Origin of the sequence: Streptomyces sp. NPDC006197, from assembly GCF_040613865.1 — a bacterium.
GTDB lineage: Bacteria > Actinomycetota > Actinomycetes > Streptomycetales > Streptomycetaceae > Streptomyces.
Map to the genome: position 1 here is coordinate 1 of NZ_JBEXSZ010000015.1, position 21,469 is coordinate 21,469.

25 protein-coding genes and 1 pseudogene are annotated in these 21,469 nt (G+C 72.9%); 11 read left to right on the forward strand and 15 right to left on the reverse strand.

All coding sequences use genetic code 11. The features are described from left to right. Positions 1-85 (forward strand): annotated as a pseudogene (locus tag ABZ318_RS07035) (polysaccharide deacetylase family protein); the annotation flags it as partial. A gap of 128 nt (positions 86-213) precedes the next feature. After that, complete coding sequence (locus tag ABZ318_RS07040) at positions 214-1,536, forward strand: MFS transporter (protein ID WP_356901467.1); 1,323 nt, start codon at positions 214-216, stop codon at positions 1,534-1,536. On the opposite strand, the gene ABZ318_RS07045 is transcribed toward ABZ318_RS07040, so the two are convergent. The 3 genes from ABZ318_RS07045 to ABZ318_RS07055 form a co-directional block, all read right to left on the reverse strand. Then, positions 1,498-2,343: a fused MFS/spermidine synthase gene (locus tag ABZ318_RS07045; RefSeq protein ID WP_356901468.1), complete on the reverse strand. Its 846-nt coding sequence runs from the start codon at positions 2,341-2,343 to the stop codon at positions 1,498-1,500. The genes ABZ318_RS07040 and ABZ318_RS07045 overlap by 39 nt on opposite strands. Positions 2,344-2,535: 192 nt before the next feature. Then, a complete protein-coding gene (locus ABZ318_RS07050; protein ID WP_356901469.1) occupies positions 2,536-3,405 on the reverse strand; it encodes a patatin-like phospholipase family protein in 870 nt (289 codons plus the stop codon). 49 nt (positions 3,406-3,454) lie between these two features. Next, positions 3,455-4,156, reverse strand: a complete 702-nt coding sequence (locus ABZ318_RS07055; RefSeq protein WP_356901470.1) for a DNA alkylation repair protein — start codon at positions 4,154-4,156, stop codon at positions 3,455-3,457. Positions 4,157-4,371: 215 nt separating this feature from the next. Here ABZ318_RS07055 and ABZ318_RS07060 point away from each other — a divergent pair, with 215 nt between their 5' ends. Continuing rightward, positions 4,372-5,127 carry a VTT domain-containing protein gene (locus ABZ318_RS07060; protein WP_356901471.1) on the forward strand — a complete coding sequence of 252 codons (756 nt, stop codon included), beginning with the start codon at positions 4,372-4,374 and terminating at the stop codon, positions 5,125-5,127. 107 nt (positions 5,128-5,234) lie between these two features. Beyond that, the gene (locus ABZ318_RS07065) at positions 5,235-6,110 is read left to right on the forward strand and encodes an undecaprenyl-diphosphate phosphatase (RefSeq protein WP_356901472.1); all 876 of its coding nucleotides are present in this window, start codon (positions 5,235-5,237) and stop codon (positions 6,108-6,110) included. A 110-nt stretch (positions 6,111-6,220) separates the two neighbouring features. On the opposite strand, the gene ABZ318_RS07070 is transcribed toward ABZ318_RS07065, so the two are convergent. Further along, complete coding sequence (locus ABZ318_RS07070) at positions 6,221-6,814, reverse strand: flavin reductase family protein (protein ID WP_356901473.1); 594 nt, start codon at positions 6,812-6,814, stop codon at positions 6,221-6,223. A gap of 116 nt (positions 6,815-6,930) precedes the next feature. Between ABZ318_RS07070 and ABZ318_RS07075 the strand changes: the two genes are divergently transcribed. Further along, positions 6,931-7,374 (forward strand): nuclear transport factor 2 family protein, encoded by a 444-nt coding sequence (locus ABZ318_RS07075; RefSeq protein ID WP_356901474.1) that lies wholly within the window; start codon positions 6,931-6,933, stop codon positions 7,372-7,374. A 7-nt stretch (positions 7,375-7,381) separates the two neighbouring features. On the opposite strand, the gene ABZ318_RS07080 is transcribed toward ABZ318_RS07075, so the two are convergent. Continuing rightward, positions 7,382-8,287: a Gfo/Idh/MocA family oxidoreductase gene (locus ABZ318_RS07080; RefSeq protein WP_356901475.1), complete on the reverse strand. Its 906-nt coding sequence runs from the start codon at positions 8,285-8,287 to the stop codon at positions 7,382-7,384. A gap of 61 nt (positions 8,288-8,348) precedes the next feature. Continuing rightward, entirely contained in the window at positions 8,349-9,578 is a 1,230-nt protein-coding gene (locus tag ABZ318_RS07085; RefSeq protein WP_356901476.1) for an FAD-dependent oxidoreductase, read from the reverse strand. A gap of 172 nt (positions 9,579-9,750) precedes the next feature. Here ABZ318_RS07085 and ABZ318_RS07090 point away from each other — a divergent pair, with 172 nt between their 5' ends. From ABZ318_RS07090 to ABZ318_RS07100, 3 genes are all read left to right on the forward strand, one after another. Beyond that, positions 9,751-10,368: a TetR family transcriptional regulator gene (locus ABZ318_RS07090; protein ID WP_356901477.1), complete on the forward strand. Its 618-nt coding sequence runs from the start codon at positions 9,751-9,753 to the stop codon at positions 10,366-10,368. A 52-nt stretch (positions 10,369-10,420) separates the two neighbouring features. Continuing rightward, positions 10,421-10,948: a DinB family protein gene (locus ABZ318_RS07095; protein ID WP_356901478.1), complete on the forward strand. Its 528-nt coding sequence runs from the start codon at positions 10,421-10,423 to the stop codon at positions 10,946-10,948. 106 nt (positions 10,949-11,054) lie between these two features. Continuing rightward, positions 11,055-11,540: a hypothetical protein gene (locus tag ABZ318_RS07100; RefSeq protein WP_356901479.1), complete on the forward strand. Its 486-nt coding sequence runs from the start codon at positions 11,055-11,057 to the stop codon at positions 11,538-11,540. Between the two features lie 7 nt (positions 11,541-11,547). Here the strand turns inward: ABZ318_RS07100 and ABZ318_RS07105 are convergent, their stop codons facing one another. The 8 genes from ABZ318_RS07105 to ABZ318_RS07140 all read right to left on the reverse strand — a co-directional run bounded on the left by ABZ318_RS07105 (position 11,548) and on the right by ABZ318_RS07140 (position 18,003). After that, positions 11,548-12,021 carry a hypothetical protein gene (locus tag ABZ318_RS07105; RefSeq protein WP_093878975.1) on the reverse strand — a complete coding sequence of 158 codons (474 nt, stop codon included), beginning with the start codon at positions 12,019-12,021 and terminating at the stop codon, positions 11,548-11,550. A gap of 70 nt (positions 12,022-12,091) precedes the next feature. Further along, positions 12,092-12,775 carry a uracil-DNA glycosylase gene (gene ung, locus ABZ318_RS07110; RefSeq protein ID WP_030686303.1) on the reverse strand — a complete coding sequence of 228 codons (684 nt, stop codon included), beginning with the start codon at positions 12,773-12,775 and terminating at the stop codon, positions 12,092-12,094. A gap of 81 nt (positions 12,776-12,856) precedes the next feature. Next, the gene (locus ABZ318_RS07115) at positions 12,857-14,434 is read right to left on the reverse strand and encodes an ABC transporter substrate-binding protein (RefSeq protein ID WP_356901480.1); all 1,578 of its coding nucleotides are present in this window, start codon (positions 14,432-14,434) and stop codon (positions 12,857-12,859) included. Positions 14,435-14,583: 149 nt separating this feature from the next. Beyond that, a complete protein-coding gene (locus tag ABZ318_RS07120; RefSeq protein WP_356901481.1) occupies positions 14,584-15,351 on the reverse strand; it encodes an SDR family oxidoreductase in 768 nt (255 codons plus the stop codon). A 32-nt stretch (positions 15,352-15,383) separates the two neighbouring features. Further along, on the reverse strand, positions 15,384-16,145 hold the full coding sequence (gene fabG, locus ABZ318_RS07125) for a 3-oxoacyl-ACP reductase FabG (RefSeq protein ID WP_030686311.1): 762 nt from the start codon (positions 16,143-16,145) through the stop codon (positions 15,384-15,386). A gap of 170 nt (positions 16,146-16,315) precedes the next feature. Then, positions 16,316-16,699 carry a DUF3037 domain-containing protein gene (locus ABZ318_RS07130; RefSeq protein WP_356901482.1) on the reverse strand — a complete coding sequence of 128 codons (384 nt, stop codon included), beginning with the start codon at positions 16,697-16,699 and terminating at the stop codon, positions 16,316-16,318. After that, positions 16,696-17,541, reverse strand: coding sequence for a HipA family kinase (locus tag ABZ318_RS07135; protein ID WP_356901483.1), 846 nt, complete (start codon positions 17,539-17,541; stop codon positions 16,696-16,698). Before ABZ318_RS07135 ends, ABZ318_RS07130 begins: the two co-directional genes overlap by 4 nt. A 9-nt stretch (positions 17,542-17,550) precedes the next feature. Continuing rightward, the gene (locus ABZ318_RS07140; RefSeq protein ID WP_356901484.1) at positions 17,551-18,003 is read right to left on the reverse strand and encodes an LPXTG cell wall anchor domain-containing protein; all 453 of its coding nucleotides are present in this window, start codon (positions 18,001-18,003) and stop codon (positions 17,551-17,553) included. Positions 18,004-18,226: 223 nt separating this feature from the next. Here ABZ318_RS07140 and ABZ318_RS07145 point away from each other — a divergent pair, with 223 nt between their 5' ends. Continuing rightward, a complete protein-coding gene (locus tag ABZ318_RS07145) occupies positions 18,227-18,874 on the forward strand; it encodes a response regulator transcription factor (protein WP_356901485.1) in 648 nt (215 codons plus the stop codon). Between the two features lie 66 nt (positions 18,875-18,940). Here the strand turns inward: ABZ318_RS07145 and ABZ318_RS07150 are convergent, their stop codons facing one another. Then, positions 18,941-19,915 carry a TauD/TfdA family dioxygenase gene (locus ABZ318_RS07150; RefSeq protein WP_356901486.1) on the reverse strand — a complete coding sequence of 325 codons (975 nt, stop codon included), beginning with the start codon at positions 19,913-19,915 and terminating at the stop codon, positions 18,941-18,943. A 205-nt stretch (positions 19,916-20,120) separates the two neighbouring features. On the opposite strand from ABZ318_RS07150, the gene ABZ318_RS07155 reads away from it, so the two are divergent. Further along, positions 20,121-20,567, forward strand: coding sequence for a hypothetical protein (locus tag ABZ318_RS07155; RefSeq protein ID WP_356901487.1), 447 nt, complete (start codon positions 20,121-20,123; stop codon positions 20,565-20,567). Between the two features lie 141 nt (positions 20,568-20,708). Next, the gene (locus tag ABZ318_RS07160; protein ID WP_356901488.1) at positions 20,709-21,458 is read left to right on the forward strand and encodes an AfsR/SARP family transcriptional regulator; all 750 of its coding nucleotides are present in this window, start codon (positions 20,709-20,711) and stop codon (positions 21,456-21,458) included. Positions 21,459-21,469 lie beyond the last annotated feature (11 nt).

Genomic DNA, 21,469 nt, shown 5'->3' on the forward strand with positions numbered 1-21,469 from the left:
CGACGCGGGACCGGGCAAGGACACCCCCCACCTCCTCGACGTCCTCAAGGAGAAGCAGGTGCCCGCCACCTTCTTCCTCCTCGGCAGCATCCGGGTCCTGACCGCCCGTGCGCCGGGGCCGCCGGGCCGGCCCCGGCGGACGACTCTCGGAGCTTGACGGACCGTCCGGATATCCGGTTGGCAGTACGGGGAGGCGCCGGGGATAGTCCCGGGGTGACCTCACCCGCCGCCTCCCCCCACCAGGCACCGTCCCGCTCCCGCCGCCCCGAGTGGGCCGGCCGCAACTACCTCCTGCTCACCGCCGCCACCGTCGTGACCAACCTCGGCACGCACGGCGCGCTGATCGCCACGACCTGGGCGGTCTTCGACGCCGGGGGCGACGCCGGCGACGTGGGTCTGGTCGCCATGGCGCGCTTCGCGCCGCTGGTCCTCTTCCTGCTCATCGGCGGCGCGGTGGCCGACCGGGTGCCCCGGCACCGGGTGATGGTCGCGGCCAACGCCCTCAACTGCGTCTCGCAGGCCGCCTTCGCCGTCCTCGTGCTCTCCGGCGAGGCCCGCATCTGGCAGATGATGGTGCTCACCGCGCTCTGCGGCACCGGTCAGGCCTTCTTCAACCCGGCGGCCGAGGGCATGCTCATGTCCAGCGTCAGCGGGGAGCAGGCGAGCCGTGCCTTCGCCGTCTTCCGGATGGCGATGCACGGCGCCGCCATCGGCGGTGCGGCGCTCGGCGGCGCGCTCGTCGCCTTCGTCGGACCGGGCTGGGTCCTCGCCATCGACGCGGTCGCCTTCGCCGTCGCGGGCGGCCTGCGCGCCTTCCTCGACGTGAGCGGCATCCCGGACCGCGCGCCCGGCGGCGGACTCTTCGCGGATCTGCGGGAGGGCTGGCGGGAGTTCGTCGGCCGGCCCTGGCTGTGGTCGATCGTCGCGCAGTTCTCGGTGGTGGTGGGCCTGATCGGCGCGGTCGAGTCGGTGTACGGACCGCTGGTCGCCCGGGACGAGTTGGGCGGCTCGCGCCCCTGGGGCATCGCGCTCGCCGCGTACGGGGCGGGGACGGTCGCGGGCGCCGTCCTGATGACCCGGTGGAAACCGCGCCGGATGCTCTTCGTCGGAACCCTGTGCGTCTTCCCGATCGCGCTGCCCTCCGCCGCGCTCGCCGTGCCGCTGGACGCGGCCGGTCTGACGGCGGCGATGTTCGTCAGCGGGGTGGCGATCGAGGTCTTCGGCGTCTCGTGGATGACGACCATGCACCAGGAGATCCCGGAGGAGAAGCTGTCCCGGGTCTCCGCGTACGACTGGTTCGGCTCGACGGCGCTGCTGCCGCTGTCCACGGCCCTGGCGGGCCCGGCGGAGAGCGCGTTCGGCCGGAGCGAGGCGCTGTGGGGCGCGGCGGCGCTGATGGTGCTGGTCACCGCGCTGGTCCTGCTCGTGCCGGACGTACGGAACCTGACGCGCCGTCCGCACACGAAGGAGGTCGCGGGCGCCCCTGCCGCCGGTACCTCAGCCGATGCCGAAGGCGCCCTCCGGGGGAACGGGTGACGGGACGGCTCCGGCGTCGAGGACCGGCTGTGCGCCGCCGGTGAACCGGTCGAGCGTCTCCCCGTGCTCCACGCGCGCGGGGAAGGCGTCGGCCGCCGCACGCCGCGCGAGACGGGCGGTGTCGATCCCCCGCCCGGAGGCGACGAGCACCGCGTTCCCGAAGCGGCGGCCGCGCAGCACGGCGGGCTCCGCGACGAGCGCCAGTTCGGGGAAGACGACGGCGAAGGTGGCGAGCTGGGAGCGGAGGAAGGCGAAGGGCGCGCCGTCGGCCAGGTTGGCGGCGTAGAGACCGTCGGGCCGCAGGACGCGCCGGACCTCGCGCGCGTACTCGACGGAGGTGAGGTGCGCGGGCACGCGCGAGCCGCCGAAGACGTCGCCCACGATCAGATCGGCCGAGGAGTCCGGCGCCGCCTCCAGCCAGGCGCGGGCGTCCGCCGCGTGCACGGTGGTCCCCGAGTCCTCGGGCAGCGGCAGGTGCTCCTCGACCAGGGCGAGCAGCCCCCGGTCGGCCTCGACCACGTCCTGACGCGAGCCGGGCCGGGTGACGGCGACGTACCGGGGCAGCGAGAGCGCCCCGCCGCCCAGGTGGAGGACGTCGAGGGGCGCGCCGGCCTCGGCGGCGCCGTCGACGACATGGGCGAGGCGCCGCGCGTACTCGAACTCCAGGTACGCCGGATCGTCCAGGTCGACGTACGACTGGGGCGCGCCGTCGACCGTCAGGAGCCAGGCCCGCTCCCGGTCCACGTCGGGCATGAGGCGCGCGGTGCCCTGATCGACCTCGCGGATGACGGGGATGTGCTCGTTCACGCCTTCATTGTGCCGCCACGGCCTCCGGCCCCCGGTGCCGGGCGACGCCACCACCGCTGCGGGCATCGTTCCGCGGGGCGAGGGGGTCCCCCTGCTCGAGCGAAGTCGAGAGCTTGGGGGAGGGTGGGCACGGCCCCCGTCGCCGGGTTCCGGCCCTCCGCGCGGCGCCCCCGAGGACCCCCACCCGGACGGTCAGCCCGTCCAGACCGCTGCGACCGCCCGGGCGCACGTGGCGGCCTGTGCCCGTCCCGCACGCGCCGCCGCCGCCCGGTGTGCGGGGTCCAGCGCGTTGCGCCCGATCGCCTTGCGGGAGGCCTCGTCGGGGGTGATCACCTCGACGCGCGCCCCGGCGGCGGCGAGGTCGGCGCCCTGCCGGGCCGGGGAGAGCACGACCTTGCTGCCCCGGGCGCTGGGGGCGATGACGACGATCCGGTCGTGGCCGGCGGCGAGGTGGGCGTTGGCCGTGGAGTGGATGCCGCCGTCGATCCAGCGGCGCCCGCCGATCGTCGCCGGGGGCCAGACGCCGGGGATGGCGCAGCTCGCGGTGACGGCGTCGGTCAGCGGGACCCCGCTGTCCTCGTCGTACGCGGTGAGTTCGCCGGTCTCGGCGTCGACCGCGGTGATCAGCAGCGGCCGCGCGGGCCAGTCGGCGGCCCGGCCGAGCCGCCGGGCGACGGTCGCGCGGCGGTCCGCCTCGGCCACCGTGGGGGCGGTGAGGGCGAGCCGGCCGAGCCTGCGCCCGTACTCCTCGGGGGTCCGGGAGCGGAGGACGGCGAGGGCGTACCGGAGGACGGTCGGGACCCCGAGCCGGGCGGCGGGCTCGGTGGCCTGCCCGTCGAGCTGCTCCTCGTACAGGGCGTCGAGCCCGCCCCGCCCGGAGGCGAGCCGTGCCCCGACGACGGCCCCCGCGGAGCTGCCGACGATCAGGTCGGCGGTGGTCAGATCGATCCCGGCGTCGAGGAGCCCGCGCAGCACCCCGGCCTCCCATCCCGCTCCGACGAGCCCTCCGGCCCCCAGGACCAGTGCCGTCCGCTTCCCCGCCCGCTTCTCCGTCTGCGTCATGTACCGAGTCTGGCCCAGGAGTTGATCCGTTCCGCGACCGGGGTGGGGGTCAGAGGTTCCTGAGGGCCTCGCGGACGGAGAGCGGGGAGAGACGTGAGCCGTGGGCGGTGACGAAGGCGCGGACCTCGGCGGGGGCCGTCCTGCCGTACTCGCGCAGGCTCCAGCCGATGGCCTTGCGGATGAAGAAGTCGGGGTGGGCCGAGCGGCGCAGGCAGTGGGCGAAGAGCCGGTCCGCGTCGGTGGCGTCCTTGAAGCGCAGCTGGTGGAGGAGGGCGGTGCGGACGACCCACAGGTCCTCGTCGTCGATCCACGCGTCCATCTCGGTGGCAAGGGCGGGATCGGCCGCGACCAGGCCGCCGACGACGTGGGCGGCGAGGTGGTCGACCGTGTCCCACCAGGAGACGGTGGTGACGAGCCGGCGGGCGACCGGCAGGAAGTCCGAGGAGCAGCGCTTCACGTGCCGGCGCAGGTAGTCGACGGCGAAGTAGTGGTACTCGCGCTCCGGGAGGGCGAAGCAGCGCAGGGCGATCGCGGCGCAGTCGGTCTCGTCGGGCCGCGGGGTGCCGTCGAGGACCGTACGGGACAGGGCTCGGCGCTCGGGCGCGCGGATGCCGAGGAAGGGAGCCGCGCCCTTCATGTACGCGACCATCTCCTGGGCCCGGAAGGGGTTCCCCGCGGCGGGGTAGACGGCGGTGAGCCGCTCCAGGACGGTGTCGGCGAGTCCGCTCGCGGGCGGCGGGGCGGCGCTCACCGGGCGCTCGCGGGTGGCGCGGTGTCGGTCGCGGGGGCGCCCGCGGGCGGCGCGGTCCCGGTCACGAGGTCCCTCGCCGGTGGCGCGATGTCGTTCATGGAACCCTCTCGGTCGCGGCGCGCTCGGGGACGCACCCGGACGGATCCGGGAGCGCACCCGGACGGACATGACGCACATTACGGCGCTCCTACGGACGCGTCCGTTACTCTCCCCGAATGCTCGCTCCCGTCCCCCGGCCGCCGGGCTCCCTCGCCGTCCGCTGTTCCCGGGCCCTGCTCTCCCCCCGCTCGCGGCTGTCGCTGCTCGCGCTCCTGCTGCTCACGGCCGCCTCCCTCGTGGTCCTCTACGAGCCGCAGCGGATGTTCGCCTCGGGCTGGCCGCCGCACACGGGCGGTGCCGGGGCGGTGCTGCTCTTCGGCCTCGCGTACGGGGTGTGCGCGGCGGCGTTCGTACCGCGTCCGGTGCTCAACCTGGCGGCGGGCGCGCTCTTCGGCGCGGCGGCCGGTCTGACGGGGGCGCTCGCGGGGACGGTGCTCGGCGCGGGGATCGCGTTCACCCTCGGCCGGGTCCTGGGGCAGGACGCGCTGCGGCCGCTGGTGCGGGGCCGCTGGCTGACGGCGGCGGACGGGCAGCTGAGCCGGCACGGGTTCCGTTCGATGCTGGCGATCCGGCTGTTCCCCGGGGTGCCGTTCGCGGCGGCCAACTACTGCGCGGCCGTCTCGCGGATGCGGTACGTCCCCTTCCTGGTCGCGACGGCGCTCGGCTCCCTGCCGAACACGGCGGCGTACGTGGTGGCGGGCGCCCAGGCCGGTTCGCCGGGCTCGCCGGCGTTCCTCTTCTCCGCGGGGTTCATCGTCCTGTCGGGCCTCGGCGCGGCGGTGGTGGCCTGGCGCAAGCGGCACGGCCTGCGGGCCGCCGTCCCGGCTGCGGCCCGGGAGCCCGGACCGGAGCGGGAGCCGGTGCTCCCGTAGCGCGTCCCGTCGTGCGACCGGGCTCGCCGTGGTCCCGTCATCTTGGGCATGTACGCTGCGCTCGACCTTCTGACCGCACACGTACATAACGGGACGGCCCTAGCCCCATGAGTTGGTTCGAATCGTTCATCCTGGGACTCGTCCAGGGGCTGACGGAGTTCCTTCCCATCTCCTCCAGCGCGCACCTCCGCCTCACGGCGGCGTTCGCCGGCTGGGAGGACCCGGGTGCGGCCTTCACCGCGATCACCCAGATCGGCACGGAGACGGCGGTCCTGATCTACTTCCGCAAGGACATCGCCCGGATCGTCTCGGCCTGGTTCCGCTCCCTCACCGACAAGACGATGCGCTCCGACCACGACGCCCAGATGGGCTGGCTGGTGATCGTCGGCTCGATCCCGATCGGTCTCCTCGGCGTCACGCTCAAGGACCAGATCGAGGGCCCCTTCCGCGATCTGCGGATCACGGCGACCACCCTCATCGTGATGGGCGTCGTCCTCGGCATCGCCGACCGGCTCGCCGCCCGCGACGAGATAGGCGGCCGGCACCGTGCGATGCGCGAGCGCAAGACGCTCAGGGACCTCGGCGTGAAGGACGGTCTGATCTACGGCGTCTGCCAGGCGATGGCGCTCATCCCCGGCGTCTCCCGCTCCGGCGCGACGATCTCCGGCGGTCTGTTCATGGGCTACACCCGTGAGGCGGCGGCCCGGTACTCGTTCCTCCTCGCGATCCCCGCGGTGCTGGCCTCGGGCGTGTTCGAGCTCAAGGACGCGGGCGAGAGCGGCCACATCTCCTGGGGCCCGACGGTCTTCGCCACGATCATCGCCTTCGCCGTGGGTTACGCGGTGATCGCGTGGTTCATGAAGTTCATCACCACGAAGTCCTTCATGCCGTTCGTGGTCTACCGGATCCTGCTCGGCATCCTGCTGATCGTGCTGGTCAGCATGGGTGTGCTCAGCCCGCACGCGGGCGAGTCCGCGGGCTGACGGAACAGGTACGCCCGGCGCTGTACGGCGCCAGGCGTACGGCACCTCCTGCCGGAAGGGCCGCCGGCCGCCGCGTCCGAGGGGGCGGCGGCCGCGCGCGTCAGGCGGCCTCAGTCCCGGTAGGGCACCCTGGCGATCTCCTCGATGCCGCCCAGGGTGCCCCACTCGTTCTTGCCGAGCCGGGTCAGCGGACGCATCAGGGTCATCTCGGGGTGGCCGTCGACCATGACGGACTCGTCGACCGCCGCGTGCACGACCCGGCCGAAGACGACCGTGGAGTCGCCGATCCGCAGCGTGCTGTGCAGCTCGCACTCCAGGGCCACCGGCGACTGGGCGACCCGCGGCGGCTTCACCCGCAGGCTCGGCTCCCGCTCGATGCCGCACGCGTCGAACTCGCTCACCCCGCGCGGGAAGTCGGTGGCCGTGGCGTTGATCCGCTCGAAGAGCCCCTCGGGGGCGAGGTTCACCACGAACTCCCCCGTCTCCTCGACGTTGCGCAGCGAGTCCTTGCGTCCGACCGAGGTGAACTGCACGACCGGCGGCGTGACCGAGGAGATGGTGAAGAAGGAGTGCGGGGCGAGGTTGTCCGTGCCGTCGGCCGAGGCCGTGGACACCCAGGCGATCGGCCGGGGCACGACGGTGGCGGTCAGCAGCCGGTAGAAGGAGGTGCGGTCGGTCAGGCCGGGATCGATGTTCACGCGCATGGCGGCCAGTATGACCGGCGTCCCGGCGACCGCCGCACGGTGGCCGGTCCGGCCCGCGCCCCGACGACCGCCGCACGCCCCTTGGCCCCCGGCGTCCGCTGCCCGACACTGAGGCGATGACGCAGCGCGTGGACCTCGCGACCGTGATGGACCGATTCGCCCTCGACGACCTGGTCACCGGCTACGCGGCGGCCGTGGACGAGGGCGACTGGAACGCCTACCGGGGCCTGTTCACCCCGGACGGCAGGGCCGACTACCGCGGCTCGGGCGGGATCGAGGGGCCGGCGGCGGAGGTCGCGGACTGGCTCGCCGCGACGCTGCCCCTCTTTCCCGTACGCCAGCACCTCATCGTGAACCGGCGGGTGCGGTTCCGGGAGCCCGGCGGGTACCCGGAGGCCGGGGACCGGGCGGACGTCGGCGCCGACTACGTCAACCCGATGCGGTTCGCCACCGGCGAGGACTTCGTCTGCGGCGGCCGCTACGCCTTCGCGGCGCGCCGCACCGCCGACGGCTGGCGGCTCTCCTCGGTCGTCGTGGACGAGCGCTGGCGCCGCGCCTGACGTGCGGTCAGGACGCCTGGGCCAGGGCGTCGCGGACGACGCGCTCGCACAGCTCGTGGGTGAGCAGGGCGTCCCGGGCGCTGAGCACCCGGCCGTCCCGTACCGAGTCGAGGAAGGCGAGGACCGCCTGCTCGATGCCGCGCTGCCGGGCCACGGGCACCCAGTCGCCGCGGCGGCGCACGGTCGGCTGCCCCTTGTGGTCGACGACCTCGGCGAGGTTGAGGACCTGGCGCTTGGTGTCCTGCCCCGAGACCTCCAGGATCTCCTCGGTGGAGCCGTTCATCCGGTTCATCATGCCGATGGCGGTGAACCCGTCGCCGGAGAGCTGGAGCACCACGTGGTGCATGAGCCCCTCGCGGATCCGGGCGCGGACGTCGATGTGCTCGATCTCGCCGGGCAGCAGGAAGCGCAGGGTGTCGACGACGTGGATGAAGTCGTCGAGGACGAGGGTGCGGGGGTCCTCGGGCAGGCCGATGCGGTTCTTCTGGAGGAGGATCAGCTCGCGCGGGTGGTCGAGGCACTGGGCGTAGGCGGGGGCGAGGCGCCGGTTGAAGCCGACGGCGAGGCTGACGGAGCGCTTCTCGGCGAGCTCCACGATCCGCTCGGAGTCGGCGTACTCGTACGCGAGGGGCTTGTCGACGTACGTGGGGACCCCGGCTTCGATCAGCCGGCCGGCGATCTCGGCGTGGGCGGCGGTGGAGGCGTGGACGAAGGCCGCGTCGAGCCCGGCGGAGAGCAGCGAGTCGAGGTCGCGGTGGCGCCGGTCGGCGGGCAGGTGCAGGGTGTCGGCCACTCGCTTCAGGGTCGCCGGGGTGCGGGTCTGGAGGTGGAGTTCGACCCCGGGGAGGGTGCCGAGGACGGGGAGGTAGGCCTTCTGCGCGATGTCGCCGAGTCCGATGCAGCCAACCTTCACGGGGGTCTCCCTTGTCGTCGTTCGCCGGCCCTGGCCGTAAGGGCCGTTCGCGCCGGTCAGCTTACGCGGGACGGGTCGCGTCCCCGGCCGGGGGGACCGGGTCGACGGGCGGGTTCCAGTCGCAGATGCCGTCGAAGCCGCGCAGGGCGAGGCCGGGCCCGAAGCGGGAGACGGCGCCGACGGCCGCGGTGCGGAGGGCGACGGCGGGGCGGGCGGAGAGCATGGTGATCGCGCCGGTGCGGGCGGCCTTGCGGACGATGGCCGTGGTGCGCGGCAGCCGGTCGGCGGTGTACGCGGCGAGTGCGCGGCCCGGCACGAAGCCGGGGGTGGTGCGGGCGTGGTGGGCGAGGACGACGGCGTCCTCGACGGCCTGGTTCCCGCCCTGGCCGAGGCTCGGCATCATCGCGTGCGCGGCGTCGCCGAGGAGGGCGACCCTGCCCCGGTGGAAGGCGGGCAGCGGGTCGGGCAGGTGGTGGACGTCGTGCCGCAGGATCCGGTCGGGGGCGACGCCGGCGAGGATCTCGGGGACGGGGTGGTGCCAGTCGCCGAAGAGCCGGAGCAGTTCGGCCTTCTCGTCGTCGGGCGCGTGGGCGCCGGCGGGGGCCACGGCCATGGCGTACGCGTAGACCCGGCCGTCCTTGAGGGGCTGGCTCCCCCACAGCCGGCCGGCGCCCCAGGTCTCGTGCGGGGCGAAGGGCCGCGCGGGCGCGGGGACGACGACGCGCCAGCTGGTGCTGCCGGAGTAGCGGGGGCCGGGGTGGTCGGGGAAGAGGGTCCGGCGGGTCGCCGAGTGGATGCCGTCGGCGGCGATGACGAGCCCGGCCTCGATCTCGCCGCGGTCCGTGGCCTTGGCGTCCGAGACGGTGAGCCGGGCGGGGCGGTGGTCGTCGCCGGGGTCGGTGACGGTGGCGGTCACGCCGGTGCGGACGGCGCCCTCGGGGAGGGCGGAGGTGAGGAGGTCGACGAGGGTGGCCCGGTGGAGGAGGACGAGGGGGCCGCCGAAGCGGGCGGCGGCGGCCTCGGCGTCGGTGCGGGAGAGCCAGCGGCCGGCGGGGGTGCGCATGCCGCCGTCGCCCTGCCAGGCGGAGAGCTCGCGGACGCGGTCGCCGAGACCGATGACGTCGAGGGCGCGCTGGGCGTTGGGGGCGAGGGCGATGCCGGCGCCGACGGGGGCGAGGTCGGTGGCGCGTTCGAGGAGGGTGACCTGCCAGCCGCGCCGGTTCAGGGCGACGGCGGCGGTGAGTCCGCCGATGCCGGCTCCGACGATGACGGCACGGTGCTGCTGTTCCATGGCTGCTCCTCGGTTCGGACGGTGAGGACGGGCGGGACGGCGGGGGCGGGCGGGATGGCGGGGACGGATGGGACGGCGGGCACGGGTGGGACAGGCCGGGAACTACAGGTGTAGTGACCCTTCCGTCGCGACGGTACTACAGGTGTAGTCACGCCGGTAGTAGGTTGTCCCCATGACGCGAGCCACCGCCCGGACCCCCGCCCCGGAGACCCCCGTCTCCCGCGCCGAACGGATCGGCGACGCCGCGCTCGCCCTCCTCGTCGAGCGCGGGATGCGGGGCCTGACCCACCGCGCCGTGGACGAGCGGGCCGGACTGCCGCAGGGGTCGACGTCCAACCACGCCCGCACCCGCCAGGCCCTCCTGGAGACGGCCGTACGGCGCCAGGTCCAGCGGGAGGCCGAGGTCCTCACCCCGCACGAGCTGCCCGGCCCGGAGAGCGGAGGCGACGCGCTGGTCGACGCGCTCGCCCTCGCCCTGCACCGCTACCTCACCGACCACCGATCCCTGCTCGTCTCCCGCTACGAGCTGGCCCTGGAGGCCACCCGCCGGCCCGAGCTGCGCACCTTCTTCGACTCGGCCGGCTCGACGTTCCACACCCCGCTGATCGCGATGATGGCGGCGGCCGGTTCCGCGGAGCCCGAACGGCACGCGCTCTCGCTGATCGCCTGGAGCGAGGGACTGATGTTCTCCTGTGCGGCGGGCTCCTTCCACGCGGCCGTGCCGAGCCGCGCCGAACTGCGCACCGGCTTCGACGAGTTGCTGCGCGGCATGCTCGGGGAGCCGGCCTGATCGGTACGACACCCCCTGGCGCCGCCCGCGATCATGGGAGACGATGCCGCCCATGACCACCGAACGCACCGAAACCACCCCGCGCGTCGACCCGGCCACCACCACCGGCGAGCGCGAGGCGCTGGAGCAGTGGCTCGACTTCCACCGCGCGACCCTCGCGATGAAGTGCGAGGGGCTCGACGACGCCCAGCTGCGCACCCCGTCCGCCCCGCCCTCGGACCTCAACCTCCTTGGCCTGGTCCGGCACATGGCCGAGGTCGAGCGCGGCTGGTTCCGCCGCGTCCTGGCCGGCGAGAAGGCGGAGTGGATCTACTCGACGGAGGAGGACCACGACCGGGACATCCACGTCACGGACGAGGACACCTACGAGGAGGCCCACGCCACCTGGCAGGCCGAGATCGCCCACGCGCGCACCCTGGCCGCCGGCCGTGGCCTCGACGACCTGGGCGCGGGCGAGCACCGCAGCGGCGAGACCTTCAACCTCCGGTGGATCTACCTCCACATGATCGAGGAGTACGCCCGCCACAACGGCCACGCGGACCTCATCCGCGAGCGCATCGACGGCGCGACCGGGGACTGACCCCGGCCGGGCCGGTCAAGACCGGGCCCCGCACGGCTCACCCGTGCGGGGCATTCCCCGCCGGTAGGGGCGCGAAGATCACGTACGGAGCAGCAGAGTTGCGCGGGTGCATGGAACCCGAACAACAGCGAAGATCCTGGTCGGGGCGGCGGTCGCCGCCCTGGCGGGCTGCGTCTCGGTGGACGCCCCGCCGACGGCGCCCACCCCCGTCCCCGCGCCCGCGGCCGACACCGCCCCCGCCCAGGACGTGGCACCGCAGATCGTCGAGGGCCCGGCCCGCGAGGCCCTCGAAGCGGCGCTCCCCGCTCCCCCGCCGTCCGCCGCGCCCCGCGTGACGTCTCCGGCGGGGCAGCACCGGCGGGCGGCGGCGCCGCCCCGCCCGGAGAAACCGCACCCCGCCCCCGTACCGCGACAGCGCGAGCATCCGCGGCCGGCGGCCCGGCCGGACCTTCCCGTACCGCCGGAGCTCACGGGGTTACCGGGGAACCCGCCGGTCTCCCGGGCGGACGTCTGCGACCTGGGCGAGCGGTACGGCGGCTGGGGCCCCGGCAGTACTCAGGCCAGGATCTGTCAGGGCGCGTACAACCGGTGAACCTCGGTCACGCGTCCCTGAGCCGCAGCTCCAGACGCTCGATCGCGGCCCGTACCCCGTTCCCGTAGCCGTCGTCGTCGAGGTGGTCCGAAGCGGCGCGGGCCCGGTCCAGATGGACCCGCGCGGCGTCGGGCCGCCGGAGCTTGACGTAGTCGGCGGCCAGGTTCAGATGGAGCGAGGGGTAGAGCGCCCGGAGGGCGGCCGCCGAGTCGTGCGCGGCGAGCCGCTCCTCGGCGAGCCCCTCGGCCGCGCTCAGCGCCCGCAGGTCCCAGGCCAGCTCGGTGTCGGGATCGTCCTGGGCGTCCGCCATGTAGTGGGCGAGGGTGCAGCGGTGCAGGGGGTCGCCGTCCGGGCCGATCTGCTGCCACAGCAGCCCGAAGCGGTTGCGGGCCTCCTCGCGGTCGCCGCCGTGGAGCAGCATCATGGCCTGCCCGATCCTGGTCATGACCCCGTCGTCCGACACCTGCTGCTGCTCGGTCACCGCGACCTCCACCCGCTCACCCACTGAGAGTGACGACGCTAGCCGCACCCGGCCCGGATCGGGCCGAGGCTCAGCCGAGGTCCGGGATGCGCCAGTCGATCGGCTCGTGTCCCTGGGCCGCGACGGCCGCGTCGATCTGGGTGAAGGGCCGCGAGCCGAAGAACTTCTTCGCCGACAGCGGCGAGGGGTGCGCGCCCTTCACCACGACGTGCCGCTCCTCGTCGATGAGCGGCAGCTTCTTCTGCGCGTAGTTGCCCCACAGGACGAAGACGGCGGGGTCGGGGCGGGAGGCGACGGCGGTGATCACCGCGTCGGTGAACTTCTCCCAGCCCTTGTTCTTGTGCGAGTTCGCCTCGCCGGAGCGGACCGTCAGCACGGCGTTGAGCAGGAGGACGCCCTGTTCGGCCCACGGCATCAGATAGCCGTTGTCCGGGATCGGGTGGCCGAGCTCCTCGTGCATCTCCTTGTAGATGTTCCGCAGGGAGGGCGGGGTCTTCACACCCGGGCGGACGGAGAAGCAGAGGCCGTGGCCCTGCCCCTCGCCGTGGTAGGGGTCCTGGCCGAGGATCAGGACCTTCACCTTGTCGTACGGGGTGGCGTCGAGGGCGGCGAAGACCTCGTCCTTCGGCGGGAAGACCGGTCCCTTGGCGCGCTCCTCCTCGACGAACTCGGTGAGCTGGGCGAAGTACGGCTTCTGCAGCTCCTCGCCGAGGACACCCCGCCAGGACTCGGGCAGCATGCTGGTGTCGGTCACGGTCAACAACCTCCGGTGGACGTTCCTGTTACTCGTCCGAGAACCTACCGGGGGCCACTGACAGTGGCCCCCGCAGGCCCGCTACCAGCTGGCGCGGCGGCTCAGCTCCCACATCTGCATGACCGTCTGCGGGTCGAGGGCGCGCTCGCCGCCGCCGATGTCCTCGCCGGCCGCGATGTACAGCTTGCCCTGCCACAGGGGCAGCAGCCGGACGTCCTGGACCATGATCTCCTGGGCCTCCACGAACTCGTCCGTGACGGTCCCGCGGTCGCTCTCGCGGCGGGACTTCGGCAGCAGTTCGTTGGTGATCCGGGAGCTCTCGTAGGGCGTGCCGAGGACGTTCTCCTTGCCCACGAAGGGGGCGACGAAGTTGTCCGGGTCCGGGAAGTCGGGGAACCAGCCGCGGCCGAAGACCGGGTACTCGCCCTTCTGGTAGCCCTCCTGGAACTCCTTCCAGGGCTTGCCGTGCAGGGTGACCTCGAAGAGGCCGGACTCCTCCAGCTGCCGCTTGAGCTCGGCGAACTCGGCGGCCGTCGAGGAGCCGTACCGGTCGGTGGTGTACCAGAAGTCCAGCGCGACGGGCTCGGTGATGCCTGCACTGCGGAGGATCTTCTTCGCCTTCTCCACGCTGGGCGAGCCGAAGCGGTCGAAGAACTTGGTGGTGTGGGCGGCGATGCCCTTGGGCACCATCGAGTACAGGGGCTCGGCGGTGCCCTGGTAGACCTTGTTGACCAGTTCGTCGCGGTCGACGAGCTGGGCGATGGCCTTGCGGACGGGGAGCTTGGCGACGGACTTGTCCTGGGTGTTGAAGACCAGGTAGCGGATGTCGGCGCCGGTCGACTCGATGAGCTGGAGGCCCTTGTTCTCCGGCTTGTCCTCCTGGAGGGCGACGACCTCCTCGGCGGTGAGGCCGCGGTAGGTGGCGTCGATCTCCTTCTTCCGGAGGGCGGCGACCATGGCGTCGGAGTTGTCGAAGTACCGGATCGTGACGCCGCCGTTCTTGCGGTCGGCGAAGCCCTTGTAGGTGGGGTTCTTCGTCAGCTCCGCCGTCTCGCGCTCGGTGTACGAGTCGAGGGCGTACGGGCCGGAGCCCATGACCTTGCCGTCCTTGCGGAGCTGGTCGGCCGGGTACTCGGCGGGGTCCACCAGCGACATCGCGGGGGTGGCGAGGACGAAGGGGAAGGTGGCGTCCGACTTGTTGAGCCGGAAGACGACGGTGCGGTCGCCGACGGTGTCGATCTTGTCGAGCGAGCCGAGCATGCCGTTCGGGCCGCCCTTGTAGTTGATCGTGCGGATGCGCTCGATCGAGTACTGGACGGCCTTGGCGTCCAGTTTGTGCCCGTTGGAGAAGGTGAGGCCCTCCACGAGCTTGCACTCGAAGACCCGACTGGAGGTGTCCGTGAACTTGCAGTCGGCGGCGTCCGACTGCGGGGTGGTGCTGCCCGTCGGGAAACTCACCAGGGTCTGGAAGACATTCCGGAAGAGCTCCCAGGAATTGTCCCACGCGGCGGCCGGATCAAGCGTGGTGGGAGAACTCGTCGTACCGACGACGATTCTCTGCTCCCCGGCGGATTCGCTGTCCGAGAAGACACCGCATCCGGTTACCAGGGATATGGACACAAGGGCTGCAGCGGACTGCAGACTGGTCCGGTTGAACACGTGCACGCTCCTCGTTCAGCCAGGGGTCGGCCGACGATACCGCAGCACCCCGCCAGGTCAATGTTCGAGCCTGCCGGGGCACTTGAGGCATTCGGCGCACAACCGGGCTCAATCCGGACAAGAGAATCCGGAAAGTGTCCGGTTATCGGTCACCCGACTCCGGCGTTCAGGAAAATGCCACCGTCGACGACGAGCGTCTGACCGGTGATCCACTCCGACTGTGACGAGGTGAGGAAGGCCGCCGCCCCGCCGATGTCCTCGGGCTCGCCGAGCCGGCCGAGCGGATAGGAGGCGGCCGCCTCCGCCTCACGGCCCTCGTAGAGCGCCCGCGCGAATTTCGTCTTCACGACGGCCGGCGCGATCGCGTTGACCCGCACGACCGGCGCGAATTCATGCGCCAGCTGAAGGGTCAGATTGATCATCGCGGCCTTGCTCATTCCGTACGCGCCGACGAAAGGCGAGGCGGAGACGCCGGCGATCGAGGCGATGTTCACGATCGCCCCGCCGTGCTCCTTCTGCCAGGCGTGCCAGCTCCGCTGGGCGAAACCGAGCGCGGAGATCACATTCGTCTCGAACACCTTGCGAGCCACCCCGAGATCCATGTCCGCGATGGGCCCGAATACGGGGTTCGTGCCGGCGTTGTTGACCAGGAAGTCCAGGCGGCCGAAACCGTCCATGGCCGCCTCGACGGCGGTGGCCTGGTGGGCCTCGTCGTGCGCCTTGCCGGGGACGGCGATGACCCGGTCGGCCCCGAGCCGCTCGACAGCCTCCTTGAGGGCCTCCTCGCCGCGTCCGGTGATGACGACCCGGTCGCCGCGGGCGACGAGGGCCTCGGCGACGCCGTAGCCGATGCCCCGGCTGGCGCCGGTGACGAGGGCGACCTTGCCGGACAGCTCCGGCCGTTCCTGTGCGGTCATGTCCGTCTCCTCTCGATGCCGATGCCGACGGGTCAGTTGAGCGGGCCGCCGGCCACGTACATGACCTGGCCGGAGACGAAGCCGGCGTCGTCGCCCGTGAAGAACGCGATCGCGTTGGCGACGTCCTCGGGGCGGCCGACCCGCGCCACCGGGATCATGGAGGCGGCGGCCGCCTGGAACTCCTCGAAGCCCATGCCGACGCGCTCGGCGGTCTGCGCGGTCATCTCGGTGACGATGAAGCCCGGGGCGACGGCGTTGGCGGTGATGCCGAACTTGCCGAGCTCCTTGGCGAGGGTCTTGGTGAAGCCCTGCAGACCCGCCTTGACGGCCGAGTAGTTGGCCTGGCCGCGGTTGCCGAGCGCCGAGGAGGAGGAGAGGGAGACGATCCGGCCGAAGCCCGCGTCCACCATGTGCTTCTGGACGGCCTTCGCCATCAGGAAGGCGCCCTTGAGGTGGACGTTCATGACGATGTCCCAGTCGGACTCGGACATCTTGAAGAGCAGGTTGTCGCGGAGCACGCCCGCGTTGTTGACGAGGATCGTCGGCGCGCCGAGCTCGGCGGCGACCCGCGCGACGGCGGCCTCCACCTGCGCGCCGTCCGAGACGTCGCAGCCGACCGCGAGGGCGGTGCCGCCCGCGGCGGTGATCTTCTCGACGGTGTCCTTGCAGGCCGCCTCGTCGAGGTCGAGTACGGCGACGGCGCGGCCCTCGGCCGCCAGGCGGAGCGCGGTGGCCGCGCCGATGCCCCGTGCGGCACCCGTGACAATGGCTACGCGCTGCTCGGTGGTGGACATGCTTGGTTCTCCTCGCCCTTGGATCGTCCCTGGTGGCGGCCGAACCATCCGTCCGCTCCTGCGTCCCGCACATGAGCGACCGCTTAGTATCGTCCGCAGGACGAGACGCTAGAAGCCCTGGCACCCGGTGTCAACGGCCCACCGGGTGCACCGGGTCACTCCTCCCGCTCCTACCGGACGAGAAGGTCGAGCAGCCGTTCCACCTCGGCCTCGGGGTCGGTGGTCAGACCCGTGTGGACGGGGCCCGGCTGCACGACCGTGGAGCGCGGCGCGATCAGCCAGCGGAAGCGCCGTCCCGCGTCGTCGCGCGCGGCCTGGCCCGCCGCGTCACCGCCCAGACAGACCCCCTCGACGGCGCCCAGCGCGGCCCGTACGCCGGCCACGTCGGCCGCCGGGTCGAGCACCGTCAGCTTGGCCTCGTCGAGATGCGTACGGGCGGCCACGAAGGACCGGGCGCGGCAGTAGACGACCACTCCCGCGTTGAAGCACTCGCCGCGCTCCACCCGGGGCACGACGCGCAGCAGCGCGTACTCGAAGACATCGCGGTCGGTCACGTCGTGCTGTCCTTCTCGGTGGTGTGCTTCCGGGGCGCGAGGCGTTCGGCGAGCCAGCCCGGCGGCCGCTGCGGCCGGTTCTCGGTGCGCGGCCCGAGCGTGATCCGCTCGTGGATGGTGGCGGCGCGCGGCAGCAGCGCCGAGACGTACGCGGCGCGCACCTCGTCCGTGCCGCCGAAGCCGGGCTCGTCGACGAGCCACTCGTCGGGGACGTCGGCGGTGACCTCCTCCAGGAGCTCGCGGGTGACGAGCGGAGCGAGCTCGGCGGCCGCGGCGGTGACGTCCGGGGCGAAGCGGGCGAGCGCGTGGTCGGAGGCGTCGTACGGCTTCGCGGCGGAGGCCTGGGCGCCCGGCCAGTTGTGGTGCCAGATCATGGTGGCCCCGTGGTCGATGAGCCACAGGTCGCCGTGCCAGACGAGCATGTTCGGGTTGCGCCAGGAGCGGTCGACGTTGTTGATCAGCGCGTCGAACCAGACGACCCGGCCGGCCTCCCGGGGGTCGACCTCGTACGCGAGCGGGTCGAAGCCCAGCGAGCCGGGCAGGAAGTCCATGCCCAGGTTGAGGCCGCCGCTCGCCTTGAGCAGCTCCTGCACCTCCTGGTCGGGTTCGGAGAGCCCGATGACGGGGTCGAGCTGGATGGTGACGAGCTCCGGCACCCGCAGGCCCAGCCTCCGGGCGAGCTGCCCGCAGACGACCTCGGCGACCAGGGTCTTGCGCCCCTGGCCTGCGCCGGTGAATTTCATGACGTACGTGCCGAGATCGTCGGCCTCGACGATCCCGGGGAGCGAGCCGCCCTCACGCAAGGGCGTGACATAGCGGGTCGCTGTCACTTCGGTAAGCATTTCGTCAGGCTATCCGGCCCGGTGCCCCGGCCTCCCCAGGTCGGCGCGTCCCATTCCCCGTACCGCCAGCCGGGCGCACAGCAGGGCCAGGGGGATCTCCGCGCAGAGGGCGAGGGCGAGGGCGGTGGCCGTCTCGGCGCCCGGGGCCGCGGTCATGGTGTCGAACCAGGCGTCCATGAGGAGCAGCGCCGAGGTGGCGGCGGCCGTGAGCACGTGGCGGGGGTCGCGCCGTGCCCGCAGCAGGCCCGTGCCGGCCAGTCCCGCCGCGAGCGCCGCGTCGAGGCCCACCCAGGCCGCCGTCCAGTGGTGCGCCTCCGCCGTGGCCGGCAGCGTCGCCGCGAGCACGAACATCCAGGGGACCAGCACCGAGCCCGCGACGACGAGAGCGGTCGACAGCGACGGCCTCGGCATCCGGAGCGGACGACGGGAGGTGCGACGGACGAGCGGTGCGAGGGTGGCCATGGGAGGGAGCTCCTTCCGTACCCGGGTCTCGGGCACGTACTCCAGCCTGGCCGCGGGGCCGCCGGGAGTCAGTAACGCAGGATTCCGTCCCGTGGTGGTGCCAGGTACACCCCCGGCCCGGAACCGTCCTTCACGGAGCCGCCCCGACCTGGCCTTTCTTCGCCGGTCCGGGTGGGTGAGGCGGTAGCGTACGTCGTGTCCCCCTCACTCTGGAGTGTGTGCTGTGCGTGCGGTCATCGCCGAGGACTCGGTCCTGCTGAGGATCGGGCTGGTCAAGGTCCTGGAGCTGGCCGGCTTCGAGGTCGCCGCCGAAACCGGTGACGCCGAGGCCTTGTTGGCGGCGGTCGACACGCACCGGCCGAGGCTCGCGCTCGTCGACGTCCGCATGCCGCCCGGTTTCACCGACGAGGGCGTACGCGCCGCCCTCACGATCCGCGAGCGGTGGCCCGACACCGCGGTGCTGCTGCTCTCCCAGTACGTGGAGGAGCGCTATGCCGCCGATCTGCTGACCGGCCAGGCGGGCGGTCTGGGCTATCTGCTCAAGCAACGGGTCGCCGACGTCGAGGAGTTCATCGACGCTCTGCGGCGGGTCGCGGCGGGTGGCACGGCCCTCGACCCGCAGGTGGTGGGGCAGTTGCTGACGCGGCGCGGCGGGAGGGATCCGCTGGAGCGGCTGACGCCGCGCGAGCGCGAGGTGCTGTCGCTGATGGCGGAGGGCCGTTCCAACGCCGGGATCGCCGAGCGGCTGGTGGTCGGTGAGAGCGCCGTCGCCAAGCACATCAACAACATCTTCGCCAAGCTCGACCTCGGACAGGCCGAGGGCGACCACCGCCGGGTCCTGGCGGTCCTGCGCTTCCTGGACGGGGCATGACACCACCCGGCCCGCCCCCGCAGAGGGGGCGGACCGGGTGGGTGGCGGGGTCCCGCGGGGGGATGCTCAGTCGAGCACAGGGCCGCCGCCGGGGCGGTGGATTCGGGTGCGCCGGTGGTCCAGGTGCACGAAGGTGCGGTGCAGCCAGCGGTCGCGGCCGTCGTACCGCGGGGTGAACGCCGTACGCCCGTGGATCGCCACGCGGTTGTCGACGAAGGCCATCTCGCCGGGCTGCAGCACCAGTTCGGAGGCGACGTCGAGGAACGCGTCGCGCAGGCGCTCCAGGGCGAGCTTGCCCGTGTCACCGAGCGCGTGGGTCGCGTGGAAGTCCACCCGGACGTTGGGGTCCTCGGGGTCGCCCTCGACGACCGCGTGCACGGGGGCGCTGTCACCGCCCCCGAACGACGGCGGCGGCTCCGTGACGAACACCGGGCGCCGGAGCTCCTCCAGCACCTCGCCGGGGATCAGGCGCACCGCCTCCCGGATCGACGAGACGAGGGTGCCGGCGCGACCCGAGTGGTCCCCTCGGAGGCACAACAGGCCCACGTAGTCGGGCCTGTTGGGATGGAAGGCGTTCTCCACGTGCAGGTCGAGCGGGCGGGAGCCGGCGTTGCTCTGCTCCGCCTCCTGGCCGGGCACGGGCACCACGTTCTGCACCAGCGCGCCGTACTTCTCCTCGCGGAAGGCCGCGATCTCCCCGAGGTGCAGGCTGAGCAGCACGGCCACGGCGGCCGGCACCGTGGCCGCACGCTCCACGGAGCCCTTCTCCGTGGGGGTGAGGGGCAGCTCGGTCTCGGGCAGCGGCAGGTTCCGCACCGTCATCAGTCCGCCGGTTCCGGGGTCGTGGCGGAACCGGCGGATCGCCTCCCGCACCGCGGCCGGGATGCTGCTGGACAGGGTGCGGGCCTGTTCCAGCCAGGCGGGATCGTCGACCTTCCGGGAGCCGGTGGTGGCCAGCGCCGCCGCCAGCCGTGTGAACGCCTCGCGCTCGGTCTCGCCGAGTGTGATGTCGAGGAGCCGCGTCCTGGGAGCCTGGGCCATCGTAGCCATCGTCGTCGTCCACTTCCTCTCGTGATCCGAGAAGGCCACGCTCCCCCGCGCCCCCATATTTGTTCGATACGAGGGCGGACGGGGGTGAAGCCAGCACCACCATGGACCGGGGTACTGGCGTTGAGGACCCCGGCCCGCGCGCCGACCAGACTCGCTTGCGTACCCGGACGTCGGGTACGGAAGGAGGCCGCGCGCCGTGTTCACCCTGTCGGAGCAAGAGGTGCCGGAGACCGGCCGGTTCCCCCTCCTGGGCACGCCCTGGTCGATCCGTCTCGGCCGCGCTTCACGGGGACGTACGGCCCTGGAGGTCTACGGCGAGGACGCGTTGCTCGACGTGGTCGTCGCGAGCGCGCTGGAGCCGTCGGTCCTGCGCGGCGCCCACACGCACGTGCGTGACGGCCGTGCGCTCACTCTCGCCTGGGGCGTGCTCGGCGAGGGCGGGGCGGCCGGGCCGCCCGCCGCGGTGACCTTCGCCCGGGGCCTGCTGCGGACGACGAGCAGGGACGCGCGGGCGACCGCGGTGGGGGGTGCCTTCTGGCTGTGCGTCGCGGAGGGCCGTGGGCACACCGTCTCCGTGACCCACACCGACGGAACCGTCGAGCGCTGCCGGGTGGACCGGGGAAGGATCGGGGCCGGGGGCTGACAGCCTGCTGTACGGGCAGGGTCCTGCCAGATCGGAACCACCCATTCCAGCCATGTTCTCGCACAGGATGTCGAAGCCGGACTGGTTCGGCAGTGGTTGCGGAGAGCAGGGGGAAGAGTGGAGTTCAGGATTCTCGGTCCGGTGGAGGTACGTGGCGGCCAGGAGCCGATCGCCCTGGCCGGCACGAAGATGAAGACCGTTCTGGCGGCTCTGCTGCTGGCGCGCGGCCGGACCGTGTCCGACGACCGCATGAGCGCCCTGCTGTGGGGATGGGAGCCGCCCACCACCAGGAACGCGCAGATCTGCACCTACGTGTCCAGGCTGCGCAGGCAGCTCGGCCCCGACGTCGAGTTGGTGAGGCGGACTCCCGGCTACCTCATCCGCACCGGGCGGGCGCGCCTGGACGTCCTGGAGTTCGAGCGGCTCGCCGACCTCGGGCGCGAGGCGCTGGCGAGGGCGCGGTACGGGGAGGCCTCCGCCCTGCTCGGCGCGGCGCTCGACCTGCATCGGGGCTCGCCCCTCGCCGATGTGACCGACTTCCTCGCGGACGCCGAGCGGCCGCGGCTCGAAGAGGCCCGTGCGACCGTTCTGGAGCAGCGCATCGAGGCGGACCTGGAGCTCGGTCGGCACAGCGCTCTCGTTCCCGAACTGACCGGTCTCGTCCAGGAGTTTCCGCTGCGCGAGAAGCTGCGGTCGTATCTGATGATCGCGCTGTACCGCTGTGACCGGCAGGCCGACGCGCTCGCGGTCTACCGCACCGGCTGCCGGGTCCTCGCGGAGGAGCTCGGCATCGACCCGGGTCCCGCGCTGACGCAGGCGCACCAGGCCGTCCTCGAAGGCAGCCTCGCGTACGCCGACGAGCTGCGGCACCTGCAGCTGGCGTCGGCCTGACGTCCGGTGCG

Excerpts from the sequence above, each read along its gene's own strand:
- ABZ318_RS07065 (WP_356901472.1), top strand. The coding sequence starts at position 5,235 with ATGAGTTGGTTCGAATCGTTCATCCTGGGACTCGTCCAGGGGCTGACG.
- ABZ318_RS07135 (WP_356901483.1), bottom strand. The coding sequence starts at position 17,541 with ATGCTTACCGAAGTGACAGCGACCCGCTATGTCACGCCCTTGCGTGAG.
- ABZ318_RS07095 (WP_356901478.1), top strand. The coding sequence starts at position 10,421 with ATGACCACCGAACGCACCGAAACCACCCCGCGCGTCGACCCGGCCACC.
- ABZ318_RS07060 (WP_356901471.1), top strand. The coding sequence starts at position 4,372 with ATGCTCGCTCCCGTCCCCCGGCCGCCGGGCTCCCTCGCCGTCCGCTGT.
- ABZ318_RS07120 (WP_356901481.1), bottom strand. The coding sequence starts at position 15,351 with ATGACCGCACAGGAACGGCCGGAGCTGTCCGGCAAGGTCGCCCTCGTC.
- fabG (WP_030686311.1), bottom strand. The coding sequence starts at position 16,145 with ATGTCCACCACCGAGCAGCGCGTAGCCATTGTCACGGGTGCCGCACGG.
- ABZ318_RS07075 (WP_356901474.1), top strand. The coding sequence starts at position 6,931 with ATGACGCAGCGCGTGGACCTCGCGACCGTGATGGACCGATTCGCCCTC.
- ABZ318_RS07150 (WP_356901486.1), bottom strand. The coding sequence starts at position 19,915 with ATGGCCCAGGCTCCCAGGACGCGGCTCCTCGACATCACACTCGGCGAG.
- ABZ318_RS07050 (WP_356901469.1), bottom strand. The coding sequence starts at position 3,405 with ATGACGCAGACGGAGAAGCGGGCGGGGAAGCGGACGGCACTGGTCCTG.
- ABZ318_RS07085 (WP_356901476.1), bottom strand. The coding sequence starts at position 9,578 with ATGGAACAGCAGCACCGTGCCGTCATCGTCGGAGCCGGCATCGGCGGA.
- ABZ318_RS07070 (WP_356901473.1), bottom strand. The coding sequence starts at position 6,814 with ATGCGCGTGAACATCGATCCCGGCCTGACCGACCGCACCTCCTTCTAC.
- ABZ318_RS07140 (WP_356901484.1), bottom strand. The coding sequence starts at position 18,003 with ATGGCCACCCTCGCACCGCTCGTCCGTCGCACCTCCCGTCGTCCGCTC.
- ABZ318_RS07090 (WP_356901477.1), top strand. The coding sequence starts at position 9,751 with ATGACGCGAGCCACCGCCCGGACCCCCGCCCCGGAGACCCCCGTCTCC.